The following is a 17315-nucleotide window of genomic DNA, read 5'->3' as shown; positions in this document are numbered from 1 at the left end:
GGCGGGCCGTCGTACGGGCTCTCTGCCCGAGGAGCAGGGACCTTGGTCCCGGGTTCGCCCGGCTCTCACGGGCGCACGACGTCGGACAGCGGACGGCGAGGCGTCGCCTTCAGCTCGTCACGTCCGATGGCCTGCCATCCCACCCTGAGCAGCAGCTGCGGGTAGCTCTGACCGAGCAGCACCTCGTGCTGGAGCGACATCCTGGTCGAGTCGACCTCCACGACCTGGCTCAGCGGGACGATCGAGAGGCCGTCCGTGACGGCGTGCAGCCAGACCGCCCCCAGTGCCTCCCCGGTGGTGAGCCACGACCTGCGGTCGTCTGTCGAGCCGCTCAGGACGATGATCCCGTCGGAGGCCTGCACGACGTGGTCGCGGTCGTCCAGGGTGCCCTCCGGGAAGCGCGGCTGCCGGGTCGGGTCCTCGCCCTCGGTCGGCGGCACCAGCTCGGCGAGGACCCCGTCCTCGCTGCCGCGGTCGGTCCATTCCCGGTGCTCGGCGACCAGTGCGGGGTCAGCGGCCTGGACGACGTGGGCGCGGGCGACCATGCGCTCGATCCGGACGCGGTCGACGATGTCGACCGACGTCGCCTCGGCTCCCCAGGACGTCGCGACCTCGACGAGCTGGTCGAGCCGACGTCCCTGGACCGGCCACGACGTGAAGCGTCGCCGGTCGGTGCGTCGCGCGCGGAGCGCCCTGAGGAGCACCGCGTCGCCCGTCGTACGGACCCTCGGCTCCAGGGAGACGCGCGCCAACAGATCGGAGTCCGTGCCCATCGGCCAGCGCTCGACGGTCGGCTCCCACCCGAGGCCGCGCGCGGCGACCTGGACGTGGTGCAGTGCGCTGCCGCAGCTGATCAGGAGGTTGCGGCCCAGGGGATCGGCGTGTGGCAGGCGGCGCGTCCGGTCGGCGTGGAGCTCGATGGCCCCCTCGGAGACGCGCCACCACCACGGCTGCGAGTTGTGGATGCTGGGGGCGCGGCACGCGGTGGCGACGACCTCCAGACCGGAGCCCGCGCGTGTCATGGTCGCCGGCGGACGAGGCATGGTGGTCACTGCGGCCCGGGACCTGCTTGGACGTCCACCACGCCCGGCACGCTGGAGGCCATCACCCGGGCCACCGTGACGTCTGCGGTCTCCGCGTCATCGGCCCCCGAGATCTCGGCGACCCCGTCCTGCACCTCCACGATCCAGTCCGCGAGACCGACCGAGGCGAAGGAGGTGACGATCGCCCGCTGCAGCGCCTCGTCGCTGCGGGCGAAGGTGCGGACGACGTCGCTGCGGCTGAGCATGCCGCGCAGGCGGCCTCGGTCGTCGACGACCGGGATGCTCTTGATCGTGGTGGAGGTCAGCAGGTCGACGGCGACGGCGAGATCGGTCTCGGGTCGGGCCGTGACGGCGTGGCGGCTCATGACGTCCTCCACGTAGCGGGGGTGGTCACCGGCGTGGCGGTGGGGGCGGAGCGACGTACGAGGGTCGGCCTTGACGAGGTCACGGATCAGGTCCGCCTCGCTCACGAGGCCGTGGAGGTGCGCGCCCTTCACCACCGGCAGTGAGGTCACGCGGTGGCGCTCGAGCAGCTCGACGGCGTGCTTGATCGTTGCGGTGGGAGAGACGGTGACTGGTTCGGTGGTCATGACGTCCTCGACGAGCATGGGTGCCTCCTGAGCTGGTGTCCTCCCACCGTCGCTCAGCAAGCGCAAGCGGAGCAGGGACCTAGGTCCCGATGACCTGAGGCCCTCGGTCGGGTGATCTCCCGCCCGTGTCTGTCTAGGTTTGCGTCATGGCAGACACCGCATCCAGGTCGGAACCGATCCGCGTCTTCCTCCTCGACGACCACGAGCTGGTGCGCCGCGGCATCAAGGACCTGCTCGAGAGCGAGGGCGACATCGTCGTCGTCGGGGAGTCGGGTCTGGCGGCGGAGGCAGCACGTCGCGTTCCGGCGCTGCGCCCGGACGTCGCGATCCTCGACGGGCGCTTGCCGGACGGCTCGGGGATCGACGTGTGCCGCGAGGTGCGCTCACGCGACCCTCGGATCAAGGCGCTCATCCTGACGTCCTACGACGACGACGACGCGCTCTTCGCCGCGATCATGGCGGGCGCCGCGGGCTACATCCTCAAGCAGGTCCGGGGGACCGACTTCATCGACACGGTGCGACGAGTGGCCGACGGCCAGTCGATGCTCGACCCGAGGGTGACCGCTCAGGTGCTCGATCGGGTCCGTAACGGACCGCCGGTCGATCAGGAGCTCGAGCAGCTCAGCGGCCAGGAGCAGCGGATCCTCGCGCTGATCGGCGAGGGCCTGACCAACCGCCAGATCGCCGAGCGCATGTACCTCGCGGAGAAGACCGTGAAGAACTACGTCTCCTCGATGTTCGCGAAGCTGGGCCTCACGAGCCGAACCCAGGCCGCGATCTTCGCGACCAAGCACCAGCGGTAGCCGCGACCGCCACGCCAGCGCCGACGCCTCCGTCCCGCTGGAGTTGCTAGCGTGCCCACCAGGGTGCCCCGCCCTGCGCGTCGGGCGTGTTCGAACGAGTCGGGAGGTGCGGTATGCCGAGCCCACTTTCCCGGGCGGACTTCGACGAGCTGCTGCGCGAGGTCCTGACGCGGGTCGAGGGCGTCCTCGACGAGCAGGCGCGGCTCCGGCTCCTGCTCGACGCGGTCGTGACCATGGCCGCAGACCTGACCCTCGACGGGGTGCTGGCCCGGATCGTGTCGATCGCGAGCACCCTAGTGGACGCGCAGTACGCCGCGCTGGGCGTCCTCGGCGGCGGCCCCGGACGTCGATTGCGGACGTTCATCCACCACGGGATGGATCGCGGGCAGGTGGCCGAGATCGGCGAGCTGCCGGCCGGACACGGACTGCTGGGCAGGATCATCGACCACCCCGAGCCGCTGCGCTTGCACGACATCGCAGCCCACCCGGAGTCGTTCGGGTTCCCGCCGCACCACCCTCCGATGACCTCGTTCCTCGGTGTCCCGGTGCGCATCAGGGACCAGGTGTTCGGCAACCTCTACCTGACCGAGAAGGCCGGCGGTGGTGACTTCACCGAGGAGGACGAGGACGTCGTCGTCGCGCTCGCCGCCGCAGCCGGTGTGGTGATCGAGAACGCCCGCCTCTACGAGCAGACCACCCGGCGCGAGCACTGGCTCAGGGCGACTGCCGAGATCAACCGTCTCTTGACCAGCGCCGAGACCGCCGTCGACCCCCTCCAGACCGTCGCCGACCTCGCGCGCGAGGTCGCGGGGGCCGACGTGTCCTGGGTCGTCGCGGGTGCCGACGCCGACGAGCTGAGCCTGCAGGTCGTCTCGGGTGCGCCGGCCGACGTCGACGCCATGCGCATGCTGGACCTGGGTGAGTCGTTGGCGAGCCGCGTCGTGCGGACCGGTGAGCCGGTGGCGGTCGAGGACCTGGCAGCCGACCCGCGGGCGCTCGACGTCTCCGAGGTCTTGGGCTGGCCGAGGCTGGGACCGACGGTGGTCGTGCCGCTCGGTACCTCGACCGGCGGGGTCGAGGGCGTCCTCGCCCTGGCCTGGACGCGCGAGAACCGCGAACGCTTCCACGACCTCGACCCGACGCTCCCGGCCGCCTTCGCCGAGCAGGCGGCGCTCGCCCTGCAGGTCGCGCGAGCGCGGCAGGACCAGCAACGGTTGGAGGTCTTCCAGGACCGTGACCGGATCGGCCGCGATCTGCACGACCTGGTCATCCAACGACTGTTCGCCGTCGGGCTCGGACTCCAGGGCACCGCACGCCTGGCCGAGGAGCCCGAGGTCGCAGCGCGCCTGGAGCGGGCGGTCGACGACCTCGACGCCACCATCAAGGACATCCGCCGCTCCATCTTCGCGCTCGGCGCGATGGAGGCGTCGGCCGACATCCAGGCCGAGGTGACCCGTCTGGTGGAACGTGCCGAGGCCACGTTGAAGTTCCGGCCGTCGCTGAGGTTCGAGGGACCGGTGCGGACGATGGTGCGCGAGGACCTGGCACCGGACCTGCTCGCCGTGCTGAGCGAGGCGCTGTCCAACGCCAGCCGGCACGCGGGGGCGTCCGCGGTCGAGGTCGTGCTGGCGGTCACCGGGGACGAGATCGGCTTGACCGTCCAAGACAACGGTCGGGGTCTGCCGGATGACGTGCGCGAGAGCGGGGTCGGCAACATGCGCAGCCGCGCCGAGCAGCACGGGGGCAGCCTGGACCTCCTCAGTCGAGCTGGCGCGGGCACGCTGGTGCGTTGGACGGTGCCGGCGCCGCGCTCAGTGATCGACTGACGCCGAGTGCGCGATCCTCGGCACGTTCGCGTGGGTCTCCTTCGCGACCGGGACATCGGCTGGAGGCCCACCGGGCAAGGCCTTCTGGCCCTACGTGTCGGCTCGCGAAGCCGCTCGGATGGATCCATGGCGACCATGGATGCCGAGGGACCGGTGCACGAGCTCACGGCTGAGCAGTGTTGGGAACGGATCGAGCACGAGGAGCTCGGCCGCCTGGCCTTCCGACTCGTCGACGAGGTCCACCTGGTGCCGATCAACTACGTCGTGCAGGGGCGGAGCCTGCTGTTCCGGACCGCGTCCGGCAACAAGCTGCTCGCTGCCGCTCTGCACTCCGACGTCGCCTTCGAGATCGACTGGCACGACGACCGTGCCGCGTGGTCGGTCGTCGCGAGGGGCCGCTTGCGACAGCTGGAGGAGGACGAGCAGCACCGTCTCGACGACGAGTCCCGCCAGCCCTGGGTGCCGACGCTGAAGTACGACGTCATCGAGCTCGTGCCAGAGGTGGTCACCGGTCGCACGTTCGTCCTGCGCCGTCCCGAGACCGACAGCGCCCAGTAGCGTCGTCCCGCAGCCGGCTGCGCTCACCACCCAGCGCACGGGGCTCCCACCCGGCAGCGAGCGGAACGTGGGCGTTCCCGTCTGCTCGGGCCGTTGGTCCCGTGTGGGGAAGATCGATACCTGCCATCGGTGCGTCGCCGACCACGTCGGTGACGTCGTGGTCGACGCTCGGACGAAGGTCCTGTCGCGCCGGGCAGGTCGACCATGGGCACTCCCGGCGGGTCCGGTGACGCTGGAGTCATGAAGATCCAGGACATCCCGGTAGGCAGTGTGATCGTGGGGCTCGACGGCTCCGACCACAGCAGGCGCGCCCTCGCCTGGGCCGTCGGCGCCGCCGAGAGGGAACGCCGACCCCTGGCGCTGGTACACGCCTGCGTGCCGATGTCGCCCAGCTACGGGTACGCGTCCGGCGGGTTGCCGGTGGACTGGGCCGAGGTGAACCGTGCTGCGACCCGGGACGCGCTGGCGTCCCTGCACCTCGAAGCCGAGGGCGTCCGCGGCCGCCACCGCGACCTCCGGGTGCTGGAGGTCATCGACACCCTCGATCCCCGGGTGGGACTGACCGTGGCGACCCACCGGGCGCACGTGCTCGTTCTCGGGTCACGCGGACGGGGCCCGGTGGCGACGGTGCTGCTCGGGTCCGTGAGCGTGGCCGTGACCCGGCACGCCGCCTGCCCGGTCGTCGTGGTCCGTCCCGGGGACGAGCCCGAGCCGGACGCACCCGTCGTCGCTGCCGTCGACGGCACGGCGGCCTCGCTCCCGGTGCTCGAGCTCGCGTTCCGCACCGCCGCCGAGCTCGACACCTCGGTCCGTGTCGTGCACTGCTTGTGGGCCCTGGTCCCTGCCGGACCGGACGTCGAGGACGACGCTCGGCTCACCGTCGCCGAGGCCATGGCAGGGCTCGCGGAGAAGTATCCGGACACGCCCGTCCAGGTCGACATCATCGAAGGCGGCGGCTCGGCCGCCATCGTCGAGGCGGCTCGCGATGCGGCGCTCCTGGTGCTCGGTCATCTCCCGGCCAGAGGTCTGAGACGCACGCTGTACGCCTCCGTCGCGATCGGCGCGCTCGAGCACGCGACCTGCCCGGTCGCCGTGGTGCCGGGACCAGCCGACAGCATGTCCATCGGTCGTCAGCAGATGGGCACTGCGACGTGAACGACCTCGGGACCGTTGCCTCCTCGGAGCTCCTCACCCCCGAGGAGTGCCTCGGGCTGCTGTCCGCGAGCATCGTCGGGCGGGTGGCCTTCGTCGGGCCGCACGGACTCGTGCTCCGGCCCGTCAACTACCGGGTCGTCGACGGCACCGTGCTGTTCCGTTCCTCGAGCGCTGGTGCCCTCGGCGACCTGGTCGGCCACCGTGACGGTGTCGTGTTCGAGGTCGACCACCACGCCGCCCTGGCCCCGACGGGCTGGAGCGTGCTGGTCCGCGGTGCGTGCTCGGTCGTGTCGGACCCCGCGGTTCTCGCGTCCCCCGGTCTCGAGGCCCTCGTCGTGTGGGCCTCGGACGCCACGGACCTGGTGCTCGCGATCCAGCCGGACGAGGTCACGGGCCGTCGCGTCGGCGTCCACCGCCGGTCCGAGGCCTCGGGACGAACGTCCCAGGTCGACAGGGTCGACGCGCCCTGTCGTGGATGCCGGGTTCGTCGGAGCGTGGCGACATGAGCCAGGAACGGGTCGACCACCTGCTGACGAGTCACCGGCACGAGATGCCGGGTCGTCTCGTGGAGCTCGACGTGGACGAGTGCTGGGAGCTCCTACGTCGTACGCCGGTCGGTCGGTTGGCGTGGAACGGTGCCGCGGGGCCCACCGTGGTCCCGGTCAACTACGTGGCCACCTCGGACGGGATCGTCGTCAAGACCACGGCGTACTCGGCCGCCGTCCGGGAGACCGACGACAGCCCGATCACCTTCCAGGTCGACCACATCGACCCCGAGACCCGCACCGGGTGGAGTGTGCTCGCCCACGGCCGGCTCGACGTCGACTGGTCCTTCGGCCGGGTCGACGCCCCGGAGGTCGACGTGTGGCCCGCCGGCCCGCGACCGCTCCGGCTCCAGCTGGAGATCTCGACCATCTCCGGGCGCCGCCTGACCGACTGAGGTCCACGAGGATCGGAGATGCCCATGCCCGAGGCTGCCTCGAGTCCCTGCCCCGCAGCCGACCCCCGGGTCGTGCTCGGGTACGACGGATCGACGTCCGGCGTCGAGGTCCTGCGCTGGGCGGCTGCCCAGGCGCGGGCCCGATCCTGCACGCTCGAGGTGGTGGCGTGCTGGCCGGACCCGGGCGAGCTCTTCGTGCACGAGGTGCCAGGCCACTTCAGCTCTCCGCGCAACCGCGCGGTCGCGGACCTCGAGCACGCGATGGAGGTGACGCGCGAGGACTGCGTCGGTGTCGAGGTGGTCACGACGGTCGCCAACGCGCACCCGGTGGACGCACTCGTCAGCCGCTGCTCGCCGTGCGACCTGCTCGTGGTCGGCGCTTCGGACGGGCGCAAGCCGCGCCAGGGGCTCGCGGTCGATCAGCTGTGCTCGCTCCTGGCGCCGTGCCGCGTCGTCGTGGTGGAGACGGCTGGCCGGCCGATGAGGGCGACGGAGTGACCCACGGTCCGACGCCCGACGGGGTGACGACGGCGCACGGCGTCCAGGGGAAGAACGTCGAGGTCGATGAGGACGAACGGCCCTGCCTGCCACCGCTCGGCCGCGACATCGTGCAGGTGCCACGACAGGCGCCACGACAAGCGCCACGACAGGGAGGTCGCACATGTGGGAGACCACACCGAGGAAGATCCTCATGGCCATCGACAATGACCCGCTGCCGGCCCGTCTGGGTCTGGTGGCGAACGAGGCGCGGCGCCGAGGGCGTGGCGTGCACCTCGTCCACGTGGTGCCTCCCGGAGGTGGCCTCCAGCCTGACGCGGGGTGGGCGATGCTGCGCACGGCCGAGGACGGCCTGCGCCGTCTGGTCGGCGACGGACTGCCGCTCAGCACCGAGCTGTGCCGCGGGCCCGCGGTCGCCACGTTGGTCGCGGAGAGCAGGCGCTCGTGCCTGGTCGTCGTCGGCGCCGACAGCGGCGTCCCCCGGGGATCGGTCGCGTCTCGGGTCGCCGCCCGGTCGGTGGTCCCGACGCTGGTGCTGCCGGCCGGTCACCCGAGAGACGGCACGTCGCGCGGTCGACGGGTCACCGTGGTGGTCGCCGAGCCCGAGGCCGAGACCCACGTGATCCGGGCGGCCCTGGAGGAGGCCGAGCTCCGCCGCGTGGGGCTGCGCATCGTCGGGCTCGCCACGTCGTACGCGGACGTGCTGGCCGCGCACCCACAGGTCGCGTGCGAGGTCGTCGTGGCCCGGGGCGACTCGGCGTCGGCGTTGCTGGCACTCGCCGCGGGCAGTGACCTGCTCGTCGTCGGCCGCGGCACACCGTCGTTCTCCTGGCCCGGGCGACTCGGCGCGACGACGCAGGCCGTGCTGGAGCGTGGACCGTGCCCCGTGCTCGTCGTCGGTGCTCCCGCCCTGGCTGCAGCGGGGCTCTCGTGAACGCCGCGGCGGCAGTCGTGGTGGCCGTCGACCGGGACGGCTCCGCCGCAGCCGTACGCCGGGGCGCGGCGGACGCTGCGCGGACCGGACGTCCCCTGAGACTCGTGCACGTCTGCGCCGGCAAGGGGCCGGCCGAGCAGGTAGGGCGCGAGGCGTTGGTGGACGCCTCGACCCGCTCACGCCAGATCCTCGGGACGAACGGTGGCGAGGTCAGCACCCATCTGCTGCGGGGGAGCGCCGTCCCTGAGCTGGCCCGGGCCGCGTCCGGTTGCGCGCTGCTGGTCACCGAGCGCCGGGCTCCGGGCGCCGTGCTGCACCCGGCGCCCTCCCTCACGGCTGCGCTCGCCGCGGCGACCGACTGCCCACTGCTCTCCGTACCGAGGGGATGGGCCGACGGCAAGCGAGGCGGGACCGTGACGATGGGGCTCGACGTCGCCCACGGACAACACGTGGCACTGCGCTCAGCCGTCGTCTCCGCGCTCCTGCACCACACCGTGCTCCGTGTCATCTCGGCCACCTGGCGCCGTCCCGGCAGCGGGTCGGCCGAGCTCGCCCGGGTCGACCCGGGCGTCGACCGGGAGGCCCGCGAGGAGATCGGGCGCCTGATCGACCAGGCCGGCGGCGACCTCTGCGGCGTCGCCCTCGAGCTGGTCCGTGGACGCCCCGAGGACCTGCTCGTCGCGGCCTCGCGCGAGTCGACGCTGGTCGTCCTGGGTCGCCACAGCCCGCTGCTCCGCTCAGGATCGCGGCTGGGGCCGGTCGCCCGCGCCGTCCTGCGCCGCTCGGCCTGCCCGGTCCTGCTCGCGGCACCGGAGGGCGCCCGCCGCGTGGCGGCGTCCGCTCCGGCCTGACGACCCCCGGCACCCCGAACCGGTACGTCGTCGAGCGAATCCGGAGCGCTCGGCGTCCCGCCGGCACAGGCCCTTGGACCCTGCTTCGGGCGCTTTGTCTCCAGAAGACTGGGGGCACGACCCGCACCGGGAGAGGGAGACCTTGAACGTCACCAGCAAGCCCATCGTCGTCGCCGTCGCGGATCGCGACTGCCGAGCGCTTCTCGACTTCGCTGCGGCCGAGGCCGTGGCCGACAGGTGCACCCTGCACCTGGTTCATGTCGTCCGGACCCCGCCGAGCCTCCCGGAGTCCTTCGCGATGGCCTACCAGGCCGCCGAGGAGTACGGCGCCCGGGTCGTGGCGGACGTGGTCGACGCGACGAAGGCACGCGTGGACGGTGCTGTCCCGGTCACCGCGGAGCTCGTGACGAGGGGCGACCCCGTCGAGGTGCTGGTCGAACGGAGCGCCGACGCACGCATGGTCCTGACGCAGCACCGCCGTCTCATGGGCGTCCGTCGCGTGACCAGCTCGTCGACGACGAGCGGCGTGGCGGCGCACGCGCACGCGCCGGTCGTGTCCGTGCCGGAGTCGTGGCGCCAGCCCGTCGAGGTCGACCGACCGGTCCTGGTGGGCGTGAACGAGCCCGGGCGCTCACGGGGAGTCCTGAGAGCGGCATTCGAGATGGCGGCCAACCGCGCCGTCGACGTGCACGTCGTCCACACGTGGTGGCTCGCCAATGGCTACGACAGCCTCGTCGTCGACGCCGCCATGCGGGTCGAGAGGGAGCGGCAGTTCGAGCAGGAGCTGGGCCCAGAGCTCGAGGTGATGAAGGGTGACTACCCGGGCGTCGCGGTGGGCGTCAGCGTGATCCACGCGCCGGCCGCCGTCGCCTTGACGGATGCTGCCGACTCGGCCGGGATCGTGGTGCTCGGCCGGCGACACCACACCTTGGCGGTCGGGTCCCACCTCGGCGCAGTCGTCCGCACCGTGCTCCGACACAGTGCGGTCCCGGTCATGGTGGTGGAGCCGTCGGAGACGACCGCGGGTACGGGCGGCCGGCGCCGCTGAGGGGCGCCTCGCTGCGTGTCCGGGGACCCCCTGCCCCTGGGACCAATGTCCCTGGTGACCCGGTCCACGCCGGAGCCACAGTTGTCCCGAGGACCCGCTGCGGAGACCTCTCACACGACCAGAACCGATCGGGGAAGACGATGACCATCACCAGTTCAGCTCCCACCTCCACGAGTGCTCCCGCCACCTGGGAGACCGAGATCGTCCGCTCCGGCCCAGCGCGGATGACCCTCGCACTGCTGCGCATCGTGCTCGGGTGGTACTTCCTCTGGGCCTTCGTCGACAAGCTCTTCGGCTTCGGCTACCTGACCCCGTCGGGCTCAGGGATGATCGACGGCGGAACACCCGCCCAGGGGTTCATGACCCATGCCGAGGGGCCGTTCGCCGACTTCTTCAGCTCGATCTCCGGACGGTGGGCGGACTACGGGTTCATGTTCGGGCTGCTGGCGATCGGCGTCGCCCTCATCACCGGCTGCGGCCTGAAGATCACCGCGATCGCTGCGACGACCCTCCTCGGCCTCATGTACCTGGCCGAGTTCCCCGTCGGCGCAGACGCCGGCACCTATACCAACCCCCTGACCGACGACCACTGGGTCGACGCGTTGGCCATCATCGCCCTCGCGCTCACCAAGGCCGGGGACACGTTCGGTCTCGGACGCTGGTGGGGCGGCAAGGTCGGCGACAGCTGGCTTCGCTGACGCGGACCGGGACCGGCGTCTCCGCCGGTACGGGACGCGCAGCACCAGGACGTCAGTCGTGCATCCTCTCGTCACGACTGGCGTCCTTCATGGCTGAGGTACCAGAGGACAGCCTCGGTGCGTCGAGTCACTCCCATCGTGCGGTACGCCGATCGGATGTAGGTCTACCGGTGGCCGGTCGTCGCGGAGATCTCGATGCCCTCCGGGTCCGGCTCGACCACGCCGGACGGATCGCCGGATGACGCCCACGGCTCCGAGAGCGGTGCGTGACGGTCCTATCGCCGGTGGTGCCCCAGGCAAGAGTCGAACTTGCGACCTTTCGCTTAGGAGGCGGCTGCTCTATCCACTGAGCTACTGGGGCGTGCGGGCTCGTGCCCGGCGACGGTGAGGCTACCGGGTCCGCGGGCTAGGGGCGGAGTCGAGCCGGGTCGCCGGTTTGGCGGGTCCCGGCGGGCGACCGACAATAAGATGCCCCTGCTGTCTACGCCAAGGTGCCCATGCCCCACGAGCCCGACCGGCCCACGCCGTCCGAGACCGTCAGCAGCGACGACGCGCCTTCTGCGCGGCGTACCTCTGCGCGCCCGAAGCGCAAGGGGCGCAGCAAGCGCCGCTACCGGGTGCTGACGGCGCTGCTCGCGACGACGACGGTGCTCGCACTCGTGGCGGGCCTGGGGTCGGTCTACTTCCTGCGGCACCTCGACGACAACATCAAGTACCAGGACTACGGCGACCAGCTCACCAACCGCCCGGCCAAGGTGGCGGTCGACACCGGCCCGCAGGAGCCGCTCAACATCCTGGTGATGGGCTCCGACACCCGCGAGGGCGCGGGCAACGCCGTCGACGGCTACACCGACGACACCGAGCGCTCCGACACCACGCTGATGTTCCACCTCTCGGCCGACCGGACCTTCGCCTACGGCATCAGCATCCCGCGCGACAGCCTCGTCGACCGCCCCGAGTGCAAGGCCGACGACGGCACCGTCATCCCGGCGGCCCAGGACGTGATGTGGAACGAGGCCTTCGAGGTCGGCGGACCCGCGTGCACGATGCAGCAGTTCGAGCAGCTCACCGGCATCCGTCTCGACAACTACGTCAAGGTCGACTTCCACGGGTTCAAGGGCATGGTCGACGCGATCGGCGGGGTCGACGTCTGCCTCCCGGCGCCGATCAACGACACCAAGGCCGGCGTCGACCTCCCGGCCGGCACCCAGGTGCTCGACGGCTCCGACTCGCTCGGCTACGTGCGGGCCCGCTACTCCATCGGTGACGGCTCTGACATCGGCCGGATCAAGCGCCAGCAGGCCTTCCTCGCCGCGATGGCCGGCAAGCTCGTCTCCAAGGGGACCCTGGCCCGTCCCGACCGGGTCCTCGGCTTCCTCGACGCCGCCACCCGCTCGCTGCAGACCGACTTCTCGTCGGTGCGCGAGATGGCCAAGGTCGGCTCGTCGTTCCGCGACATCGGCCTGGGCAACATCAAGTTCCTCACCGTGCCCTGGCAGTACTCGCCGGAGGACCCCAACCGCGTCGCGTGGCTGCCCGAGGCCGCCCAGCTCTGGAAGCGCGTCAAGCTCGACAAGCCGCTGGCCGGCAAGGCCGCCACCGGCGTGATCTCGGCCGGCGACGACGTCGAGGGCGGTACGCCGAGCGGGTCGGCGTCGCCGTCCGGGTCGGCGTCGCCGTCGGGCTCTCCGTCGGGCTCCCCGTCGCAGTCCCCGTCGGCGGGTGGCACCCCCGACAGCGGTGCCGTCAGCGACGAGGAGCGCGCGTCCGCGGGGCTGTGCACGTGAGCGGCGGGCCGTCGGAGCAGGAGCCGGTCGAGACGCCGGAGACCGCGGCGCAGCGGCGTCGCCGGATCGAGGCGGTCTTCGGGGACGTGCTCCCCGACACGACCTCCGACGAGCGTGACCACGAGGCGCCCGACTCCGGGTCGCGTGGCGACGAGTGGCTCCGAGCGCAGGTGCCGCCGCACCACGGGTGAGGTGGGTGCGTTGGGTACGTCGGCTGCGGGGGTCTCGAGGCTCAGGCCTGGCGGCCTTCGCACCTCGACCGGCGTAGGCGCGGGGGTTGGTGGCTGGTGGCTACTCGACCGGGTCGGTGGTGATGGCCCGGCCGCCGTCCTGCTGGGCGCGGAGCAGGTCGCGGATCTCCTGGAGCAGCTTGATGTCCTCGGGGGTGCCGGGCTGGGGGCTGGGGAAGAAGCGCTCCTTGGCCTTCACGTAGGGCGTGACGACGAAGAAGTAGACGACGGCGGCCAGGATGAGGAACGCGACCAGGGCCGTCAGGAACGGGCCGACCTCGATGTCGCCGGGGGCGTAGTCGTCGAAGTTGGGCTGCTTGCCGCCGGTGACCTTGGCGATGGCCGAGAGCAGGGTGCCGGTGAAGGCGGTGACGACCGCGGCGAACGCCGTACCGATGATGACGGCGACCGCGAGGTCGACCAGGTTGCCGCGAAGGATGAAGTTCTTGAAGCCGGTCACGTGCGCTCCTCCTGAGAGATCCGGGAGTCCGGAGTGGGAGCAACGACGCTAGCGCCTCGACCACGAGAACGTCAGCACCTCGCGGGCCCCGGCGCCCGCCAGTGGCTCGTCCTCGGCGTCGCCCACGCCCAGCACCACCAGGCGCCCGGACAGCCCAGTCGGCCCGGTCGCCGGGTCGGCGGCCGGGAGCGCCAGCACCACGGCCGCCTCGGCGACCGTCGCGGTGTGGCCGGTCTGCGGGTCGGTCGCGACCACGTCGATCTGGTCGCCGACCCGCAGCAGGGCCACCGCTCCCGCGTCGGGCAGACGCACCGGGACGGCGCGCAGGTCGCTGCGGTTGCCCGTCATGGCCGGGCCGACCAGGGCGACCTCGGTGAGGGGTGCGCCCCGGGTGAGCGGGGCGGCGAGCACGCGGCCGGAGACCTCAGCGGGCCGATCGACCCGTCCCTCGGGCACCGAGGCGGGGGCGAAGGCGACGGTCGTCAGGTCGTCGGCGTCGAGCACCTCGCCGGCGGGCAGGTCGTGCGCCGCGACCACGACCGGCACCGAGGCCGTCGGCCCTCGGGTGGTGGCGGCCAGCCCGGAGGCGACCGCGACCGCGGTCAGTACGGCGGCGAGCAGGCGGCGCCGCCGCAGCACCTGACGGCGGACGACGCCGAGCAGGGCAGCGGGGCGACTCAGGTCGAGGGGCATCCCCCGACGCTAGGCGAGCAGCGGCCGGCCTGCGGCGGTCATCCACAGGCCCCCTGCGGGCTCAGGAGGACGAGGAGGCCGCGGGCTTCGAGTCGCTCTTGGCGGCCGGCTTGGAACCGCCCGTCGACCCGCCCGACGAGTCCGACTTCTTCTCGGGCTTGCTGTCCGACTTGCTCTCGGACTTGCTCTCGGACTTGCTCTCCGAGGCCGGCGTCGACGAGGACGTCGTGGACCGGCTGTCGTTGCGGTAGAAGCCCGAGCCCTTGAAGACGACGCCGACGGCGTTGAAGACCTTGCGCAGCTTGCCCTGGCACTGCGGGCACACGGTCAGCGAGTCGTCGGTGAAGGACTGGACCTGGTCGAAGGCGTGGCCGCACTCGGTGCAGGCGTACTGGTAGGTCGGCACAAGAGCTCCCTCAAGGGTTCGGCGTTCGGGCGGAGGTGTTGGCACTCGCGCCCCGCGAGTGCCAATGCTAGAGCACGGCAGAATGTTCCGCACGATGACGGACACCACGACAGCCATCCCGGCCGACGCCCCGCTCCCGCGCGGACCCCGGTGGTGGCGCCGCTTCCGGCTGCTCCCGAGGCCGCTGCGGATCTCGACGTACGTCGCCGTGGTCGTCGTGCTCGCGATCGTCGCCGGTCTTCTGACCGGGGTGGTGCTCGTGCGTCGGTCCTTCCCGCAGACGACCGGCGAGGTCGAGCTGCCGGGCCTGACCGGGACCGCCGAGGTCGTCCGCGACGACCACGGCATCCCGCAGATCTACGCCGACACGACCGAGGACCTGATGCGGGCGCAGGGCTACGTGCACGCGCAGGAGCGCTTCTACGAGATGGACGTCCGCCGGCACGCGACCGCCGGGCGGCTGTCGGAGATGTTCGGCGCCAAGACCCTCGAGACCGACGCCTACGTGCGCACGATGGGGTGGCGCCGGGTCGCCGAGGCCGAGGTGCCGCTGCTCGACCCCGACACGAGGGTCGCCCTGGACGCCTACGCCCAGGGGGTCAACGCCTACCTGGAGGACCGGTCGCCGAGCGAGATCGCGCTGGAGTACACCCTGCTCAACGCCGGGGGGCTCGGCTACGTGCCGGAGCCGTGGACCGCGGTCGACTCGCTCGCCTGGCTCAAGGCGATGGCCTGGGACCTGCGCGGCAACATGGCCGACGAGATCGACCGCAGCCTCACGGCCGCCGCGGTCGGCCGGGAGCGGACCGAGCAGCTGTGGCCGGCGGCGCCGCGGGGGACCCGGCCGGTCGTACGCCGCGGCGCGGTCGTCGACGGGGTGTTCGAGCAGGACGCGAGGACCATCGGCACCCGCCTGCCGACCCGCCCGGCGCCGTTCGGCCCGGTCACCGACGAGCTGCGCAGCCTCGCCGGCACGACCCGGCGGATGCCGTCCTGGCTCGGGCGCGGCGACGGCATCGGCAGCAACGGCTGGGTCGTCTCCGGCCGGCACACCGACACCGGCAAGCCGATCCTCGCCGACGACCCGCACCTCGGGGTGTCGCTGCCCGGGGTGTGGATGCAGGTCGGGCTGCACTGCCGCACCGTCGGCGCGGCCTGCCCGTACGACGTCGCCGGCTCGTCCTTCTCCGGCGTGCCCGGGGTGATCGTCGGCCACAACGCCGACATCGCCTGGGGCCTGACCAACCTCGAGTCCGACACCACGGACCTCTACGTCGAGCGGATCGCCGGCGACCAGTGGCGCCACGGCGACGAGCTGAAGCCGCTGAAGGTCCGCGAGGAGACCATCGAGGTCGCCGACGGTGACGACGTGACGATCACGGTGCGCTCGACCGACCACGGCCCCCTCGTCAGCGATGTCGCGGACTCGATCGCCGAGGTCGCGGGCAACGCCGACAAGTCCCGGGGCAGGACGACCGGGGGGACGACCGGCAGGACGACCAAGGGTGACGAGTACGCCGTCGCGCTGTCGTGGACCGCGCTCACCCCCGCCCCCTCGGCCGACGCGATCCTGGCCCTGGACCGCGCGAAGGACTGGACCTCGTTCCGGGCCGCGGCGGCCGACCTCGCCGCCCCCGCCCAGAACCTCGTCTACGCCGACCGCGCCGGCCACATCGGCTACCAGGCGACGGGACGCGTCCCCATCCGCAAGTCGGGCAACGACGGCCGCTACCCGGCGGCGGGCTGGCGCCCCGACAACGACTGGACCGGCGAGTACGTGCCCTACGACGGGCTCCCCAGCGTGCTCGACCCCGGCGAGGGCTTCGTCGTCACCGCCAACCAACGGGTCGTCGGACCCGACTACACCTACGACCTCGGCGACGACTTCGATCGCGGCTACCGGTCCGAGCGCATCCGCGAGCTGCTCGGCACCCAGCTGGCACACGGCGGCACCGTGTCGATGGACGACGTCCTCGCGACCCAGCTCGACGACCGCAACCCCCTCGCCCCCGTGCTGGTGCCCCACCTCCTGCGGCAGCGCCTCGACCCGACGTACGACGACGACGGGCAGCGGCTGCTGCGCGACTGGGACCACACCCAGCCCGCCGAGGGGGCGCAGAGCGCTGCGGCGGCCTACTTCAACGCGGTCTGGCGCGACCTGCTGCGGCTGACCTTCGACGACGAGCTCACCGGCGACCAGCGCGCCGACGGCGGCCAGCGTTGGATCGCGACCGTCACCGACCTGCTGCAGCGCCCCGACGACCCCTGGTGGGACGACGTCACCACCGACCGGGTCGAGACCCGCGACGACATCCTGCGCACCGCCCTGCTCGAGGCCCGCGACGACCTCACCTCGACGCTGTCGCCCGACCCGGCCGAGTGGACCTGGGGTCGCCTGCACCGCCTCGAGCTGACCGGCTCGACCCTGGGCCGCGCCGACCTCGCCCCGGTCGGGCGGCTGCTCGACCGCGGCGGCTGGGACGTCGGCGGCGGCGCCTCGGCCGTCGACGCGACGGGCTGGGACGCACGTCGCGGCTTCGAGGTCACCACGGCCCCCTCGATGCGGATGGTCGTGTCGCTGGCCGACCTCGACGACTCCCGGTGGGTCAACCTCACCGGTGTCTCGGGACACGCCTTCCACCCGCACTACACCGACCAGACCGACCTGATGGTCGACGGCGAGACGCTGCCGTGGGCGTTCTCTGAGGACGCGGTGCGGGATGCGGGCGAGGACGTGCTGAGGCTGGTGCCGGCCGACTGAGGGGTCTCGACAGGCTCGACCACCGAGGCTTCGG

Annotated in this window: 19 protein-coding genes and 1 tRNA gene; 14 read left to right on the top strand and 6 right to left on the bottom strand. The window is 72.3% G+C overall.

The annotated features are described in order from the left end of the window. Positions 1 to 65: 65 nt before the first annotated feature. Positions 66 to 1043: an Acg family FMN-binding oxidoreductase gene (locus FJQ56_RS05350; RefSeq protein WP_140008119.1), complete on the bottom strand. Its 978-nt coding sequence runs from the start codon at positions 1041 to 1043 to the stop codon at positions 66 to 68. A 5-nt stretch (positions 1044 to 1048) separates the two neighbouring features. Beyond that, on the bottom strand, positions 1049 to 1651 hold the full coding sequence (locus tag FJQ56_RS05345; protein WP_140008118.1) for a CBS domain-containing protein: 603 nt from the start codon (positions 1649 to 1651) through the stop codon (positions 1049 to 1051). 128 nt (positions 1652 to 1779) lie between these two features. Here FJQ56_RS05345 and FJQ56_RS05340 point away from each other — a divergent pair, with 128 nt between their 5' ends. From FJQ56_RS05340 to FJQ56_RS05290, 11 genes are all read left to right on the top strand, one after another. Continuing rightward, positions 1780 to 2436, top strand: coding sequence for a response regulator (locus tag FJQ56_RS05340; protein WP_140008117.1), 657 nt, complete (start codon positions 1780 to 1782; stop codon positions 2434 to 2436). 113 nt (positions 2437 to 2549) lie between these two features. Continuing rightward, a complete protein-coding gene (locus FJQ56_RS05335) occupies positions 2550 to 4262 on the top strand; it encodes a sensor histidine kinase (RefSeq protein WP_140008116.1) in 1713 nt (570 codons plus the stop codon). A 126-nt stretch (positions 4263 to 4388) separates the two neighbouring features. Next, positions 4389 to 4820 carry a pyridoxamine 5'-phosphate oxidase family protein gene (locus tag FJQ56_RS05330; protein WP_211350755.1) on the top strand — a complete coding sequence of 144 codons (432 nt, stop codon included), beginning with the start codon at positions 4389 to 4391 and terminating at the stop codon, positions 4818 to 4820. Between the two features lie 240 nt (positions 4821 to 5060). Beyond that, positions 5061 to 5975, top strand: a complete 915-nt coding sequence (locus tag FJQ56_RS05325) for a universal stress protein (RefSeq protein ID WP_170215271.1) — start codon at positions 5061 to 5063, stop codon at positions 5973 to 5975. Further along, positions 5972 to 6481: a pyridoxamine 5'-phosphate oxidase family protein gene (locus FJQ56_RS05320; RefSeq protein WP_170215270.1), complete on the top strand. Its 510-nt coding sequence runs from the start codon at positions 5972 to 5974 to the stop codon at positions 6479 to 6481. Before FJQ56_RS05325 ends, FJQ56_RS05320 begins: the two co-directional genes overlap by 4 nt. Then, positions 6478 to 6915: a pyridoxamine 5'-phosphate oxidase family protein gene (locus FJQ56_RS05315; RefSeq protein ID WP_170215269.1), complete on the top strand. Its 438-nt coding sequence runs from the start codon at positions 6478 to 6480 to the stop codon at positions 6913 to 6915. Before FJQ56_RS05320 ends, FJQ56_RS05315 begins: the two co-directional genes overlap by 4 nt. A gap of 18 nt (positions 6916 to 6933) precedes the next feature. Next, a complete protein-coding gene (locus tag FJQ56_RS05310; RefSeq protein WP_140008113.1) occupies positions 6934 to 7413 on the top strand; it encodes a universal stress protein in 480 nt (159 codons plus the stop codon). A 193-nt stretch (positions 7414 to 7606) separates the two neighbouring features. Next, positions 7607 to 8347 carry a universal stress protein gene (locus FJQ56_RS05305; protein WP_170215268.1) on the top strand — a complete coding sequence of 247 codons (741 nt, stop codon included), beginning with the start codon at positions 7607 to 7609 and terminating at the stop codon, positions 8345 to 8347. After that, positions 8344 to 9198 (top strand): universal stress protein, encoded by an 855-nt coding sequence (locus FJQ56_RS05300; protein ID WP_140008111.1) that lies wholly within the window; start codon positions 8344 to 8346, stop codon positions 9196 to 9198. Before FJQ56_RS05305 ends, FJQ56_RS05300 begins: the two co-directional genes overlap by 4 nt. A 142-nt stretch (positions 9199 to 9340) precedes the next feature. Further along, on the top strand, positions 9341 to 10246 hold the full coding sequence (locus FJQ56_RS05295) for a universal stress protein (RefSeq protein ID WP_170215267.1): 906 nt from the start codon (positions 9341 to 9343) through the stop codon (positions 10244 to 10246). A 140-nt stretch (positions 10247 to 10386) separates the two neighbouring features. Further along, complete coding sequence (locus tag FJQ56_RS05290; RefSeq protein WP_140008109.1) at positions 10387 to 10944, top strand: DoxX family protein; 558 nt, start codon at positions 10387 to 10389, stop codon at positions 10942 to 10944. Positions 10945 to 11229: 285 nt separating this feature from the next. On the opposite strand, the gene FJQ56_RS05285 is transcribed toward FJQ56_RS05290, so the two are convergent. Beyond that, positions 11230 to 11305, bottom strand: a tRNA-Arg gene (locus tag FJQ56_RS05285). A gap of 136 nt (positions 11306 to 11441) precedes the next feature. Here FJQ56_RS05285 and FJQ56_RS05280 point away from each other — a divergent pair. Further along, the gene (locus FJQ56_RS05280; RefSeq protein WP_140008108.1) at positions 11442 to 12731 is read left to right on the top strand and encodes an LCP family protein; all 1290 of its coding nucleotides are present in this window, start codon (positions 11442 to 11444) and stop codon (positions 12729 to 12731) included. Further along, positions 12728 to 12922: a hypothetical protein gene (locus FJQ56_RS05275; RefSeq protein WP_140008107.1), complete on the top strand. Its 195-nt coding sequence runs from the start codon at positions 12728 to 12730 to the stop codon at positions 12920 to 12922. The genes FJQ56_RS05280 and FJQ56_RS05275 overlap by 4 nt, the downstream gene beginning before the upstream one ends. Before the next feature lie 100 nt (positions 12923 to 13022). Here the strand turns inward: FJQ56_RS05275 and FJQ56_RS05270 are convergent, their stop codons facing one another. The 3 genes from FJQ56_RS05270 to FJQ56_RS05260 all read right to left on the bottom strand — a co-directional run bounded on the left by FJQ56_RS05270 (position 13023) and on the right by FJQ56_RS05260 (position 14520). Then, positions 13023 to 13421: an MscL family protein gene (locus FJQ56_RS05270; protein WP_140008106.1), complete on the bottom strand. Its 399-nt coding sequence runs from the start codon at positions 13419 to 13421 to the stop codon at positions 13023 to 13025. A 48-nt stretch (positions 13422 to 13469) separates the two neighbouring features. Beyond that, positions 13470 to 14114 (bottom strand): SAF domain-containing protein, encoded by a 645-nt coding sequence (locus FJQ56_RS05265; RefSeq protein WP_140008105.1) that lies wholly within the window; start codon positions 14112 to 14114, stop codon positions 13470 to 13472. Positions 14115 to 14175: 61 nt separating this feature from the next. Next, on the bottom strand, positions 14176 to 14520 hold the full coding sequence (locus tag FJQ56_RS05260) for an FmdB family zinc ribbon protein (RefSeq protein WP_140008104.1): 345 nt from the start codon (positions 14518 to 14520) through the stop codon (positions 14176 to 14178). A 94-nt stretch (positions 14521 to 14614) separates the two neighbouring features. Here FJQ56_RS05260 and FJQ56_RS05255 point away from each other — a divergent pair, with 94 nt between their 5' ends. Continuing rightward, positions 14615 to 17281 (top strand): penicillin acylase family protein, encoded by a 2667-nt coding sequence (locus tag FJQ56_RS05255; RefSeq protein ID WP_140008103.1) that lies wholly within the window; start codon positions 14615 to 14617, stop codon positions 17279 to 17281. Positions 17282 to 17315: the final 34 nt, after the last annotated feature.

It is taken from the genome of Nocardioides plantarum, from assembly GCF_006346395.1.
Lineage (GTDB): Bacteria > Actinomycetota > Actinomycetes > Propionibacteriales > Nocardioidaceae > Nocardioides > Nocardioides plantarum.
The sequence above is the reverse complement of the archived record's forward strand: the minus strand, read 5'-3'. Positions and strand labels throughout refer to the sequence as shown.

What these genes read in the sequence shown, in the direction of transcription:
- FJQ56_RS05335 (WP_140008116.1), top strand. Translation starts at nt 2,550, where the DNA reads ATGCCGAGCCCACTTTCCCGGGCGGACTTCGACGAGCTGCTGCGCGAG.
- FJQ56_RS05340 (WP_140008117.1), top strand. Translation starts at nt 1,780, where the DNA reads ATGGCAGACACCGCATCCAGGTCGGAACCGATCCGCGTCTTCCTCCTC.
- FJQ56_RS05315 (WP_170215269.1), top strand. Translation starts at nt 6,478, where the DNA reads ATGAGCCAGGAACGGGTCGACCACCTGCTGACGAGTCACCGGCACGAG.
- FJQ56_RS05280 (WP_140008108.1), top strand. Translation starts at nt 11,442, where the DNA reads ATGCCCCACGAGCCCGACCGGCCCACGCCGTCCGAGACCGTCAGCAGC.
- FJQ56_RS05350 (WP_140008119.1), bottom strand. Translation starts at nt 1,043, where the DNA reads ATGCCTCGTCCGCCGGCGACCATGACACGCGCGGGCTCCGGTCTGGAG.
- FJQ56_RS05255 (WP_140008103.1), top strand. Translation starts at nt 14,615, where the DNA reads ATGACGGACACCACGACAGCCATCCCGGCCGACGCCCCGCTCCCGCGC.
- FJQ56_RS05290 (WP_140008109.1), top strand. Translation starts at nt 10,387, where the DNA reads ATGACCATCACCAGTTCAGCTCCCACCTCCACGAGTGCTCCCGCCACC.
- FJQ56_RS05330 (WP_211350755.1), top strand. Translation starts at nt 4,389, where the DNA reads ATGGCGACCATGGATGCCGAGGGACCGGTGCACGAGCTCACGGCTGAG.
- FJQ56_RS05305 (WP_170215268.1), top strand. Translation starts at nt 7,607, where the DNA reads ATGGCCATCGACAATGACCCGCTGCCGGCCCGTCTGGGTCTGGTGGCG.
- FJQ56_RS05325 (WP_170215271.1), top strand. Translation starts at nt 5,061, where the DNA reads ATGAAGATCCAGGACATCCCGGTAGGCAGTGTGATCGTGGGGCTCGAC.
- FJQ56_RS05345 (WP_140008118.1), bottom strand. Translation starts at nt 1,651, where the DNA reads ATGCTCGTCGAGGACGTCATGACCACCGAACCAGTCACCGTCTCTCCC.
- FJQ56_RS05265 (WP_140008105.1), bottom strand. Translation starts at nt 14,114, where the DNA reads ATGCCCCTCGACCTGAGTCGCCCCGCTGCCCTGCTCGGCGTCGTCCGC.
- FJQ56_RS05310 (WP_140008113.1), top strand. Translation starts at nt 6,934, where the DNA reads ATGCCCATGCCCGAGGCTGCCTCGAGTCCCTGCCCCGCAGCCGACCCC.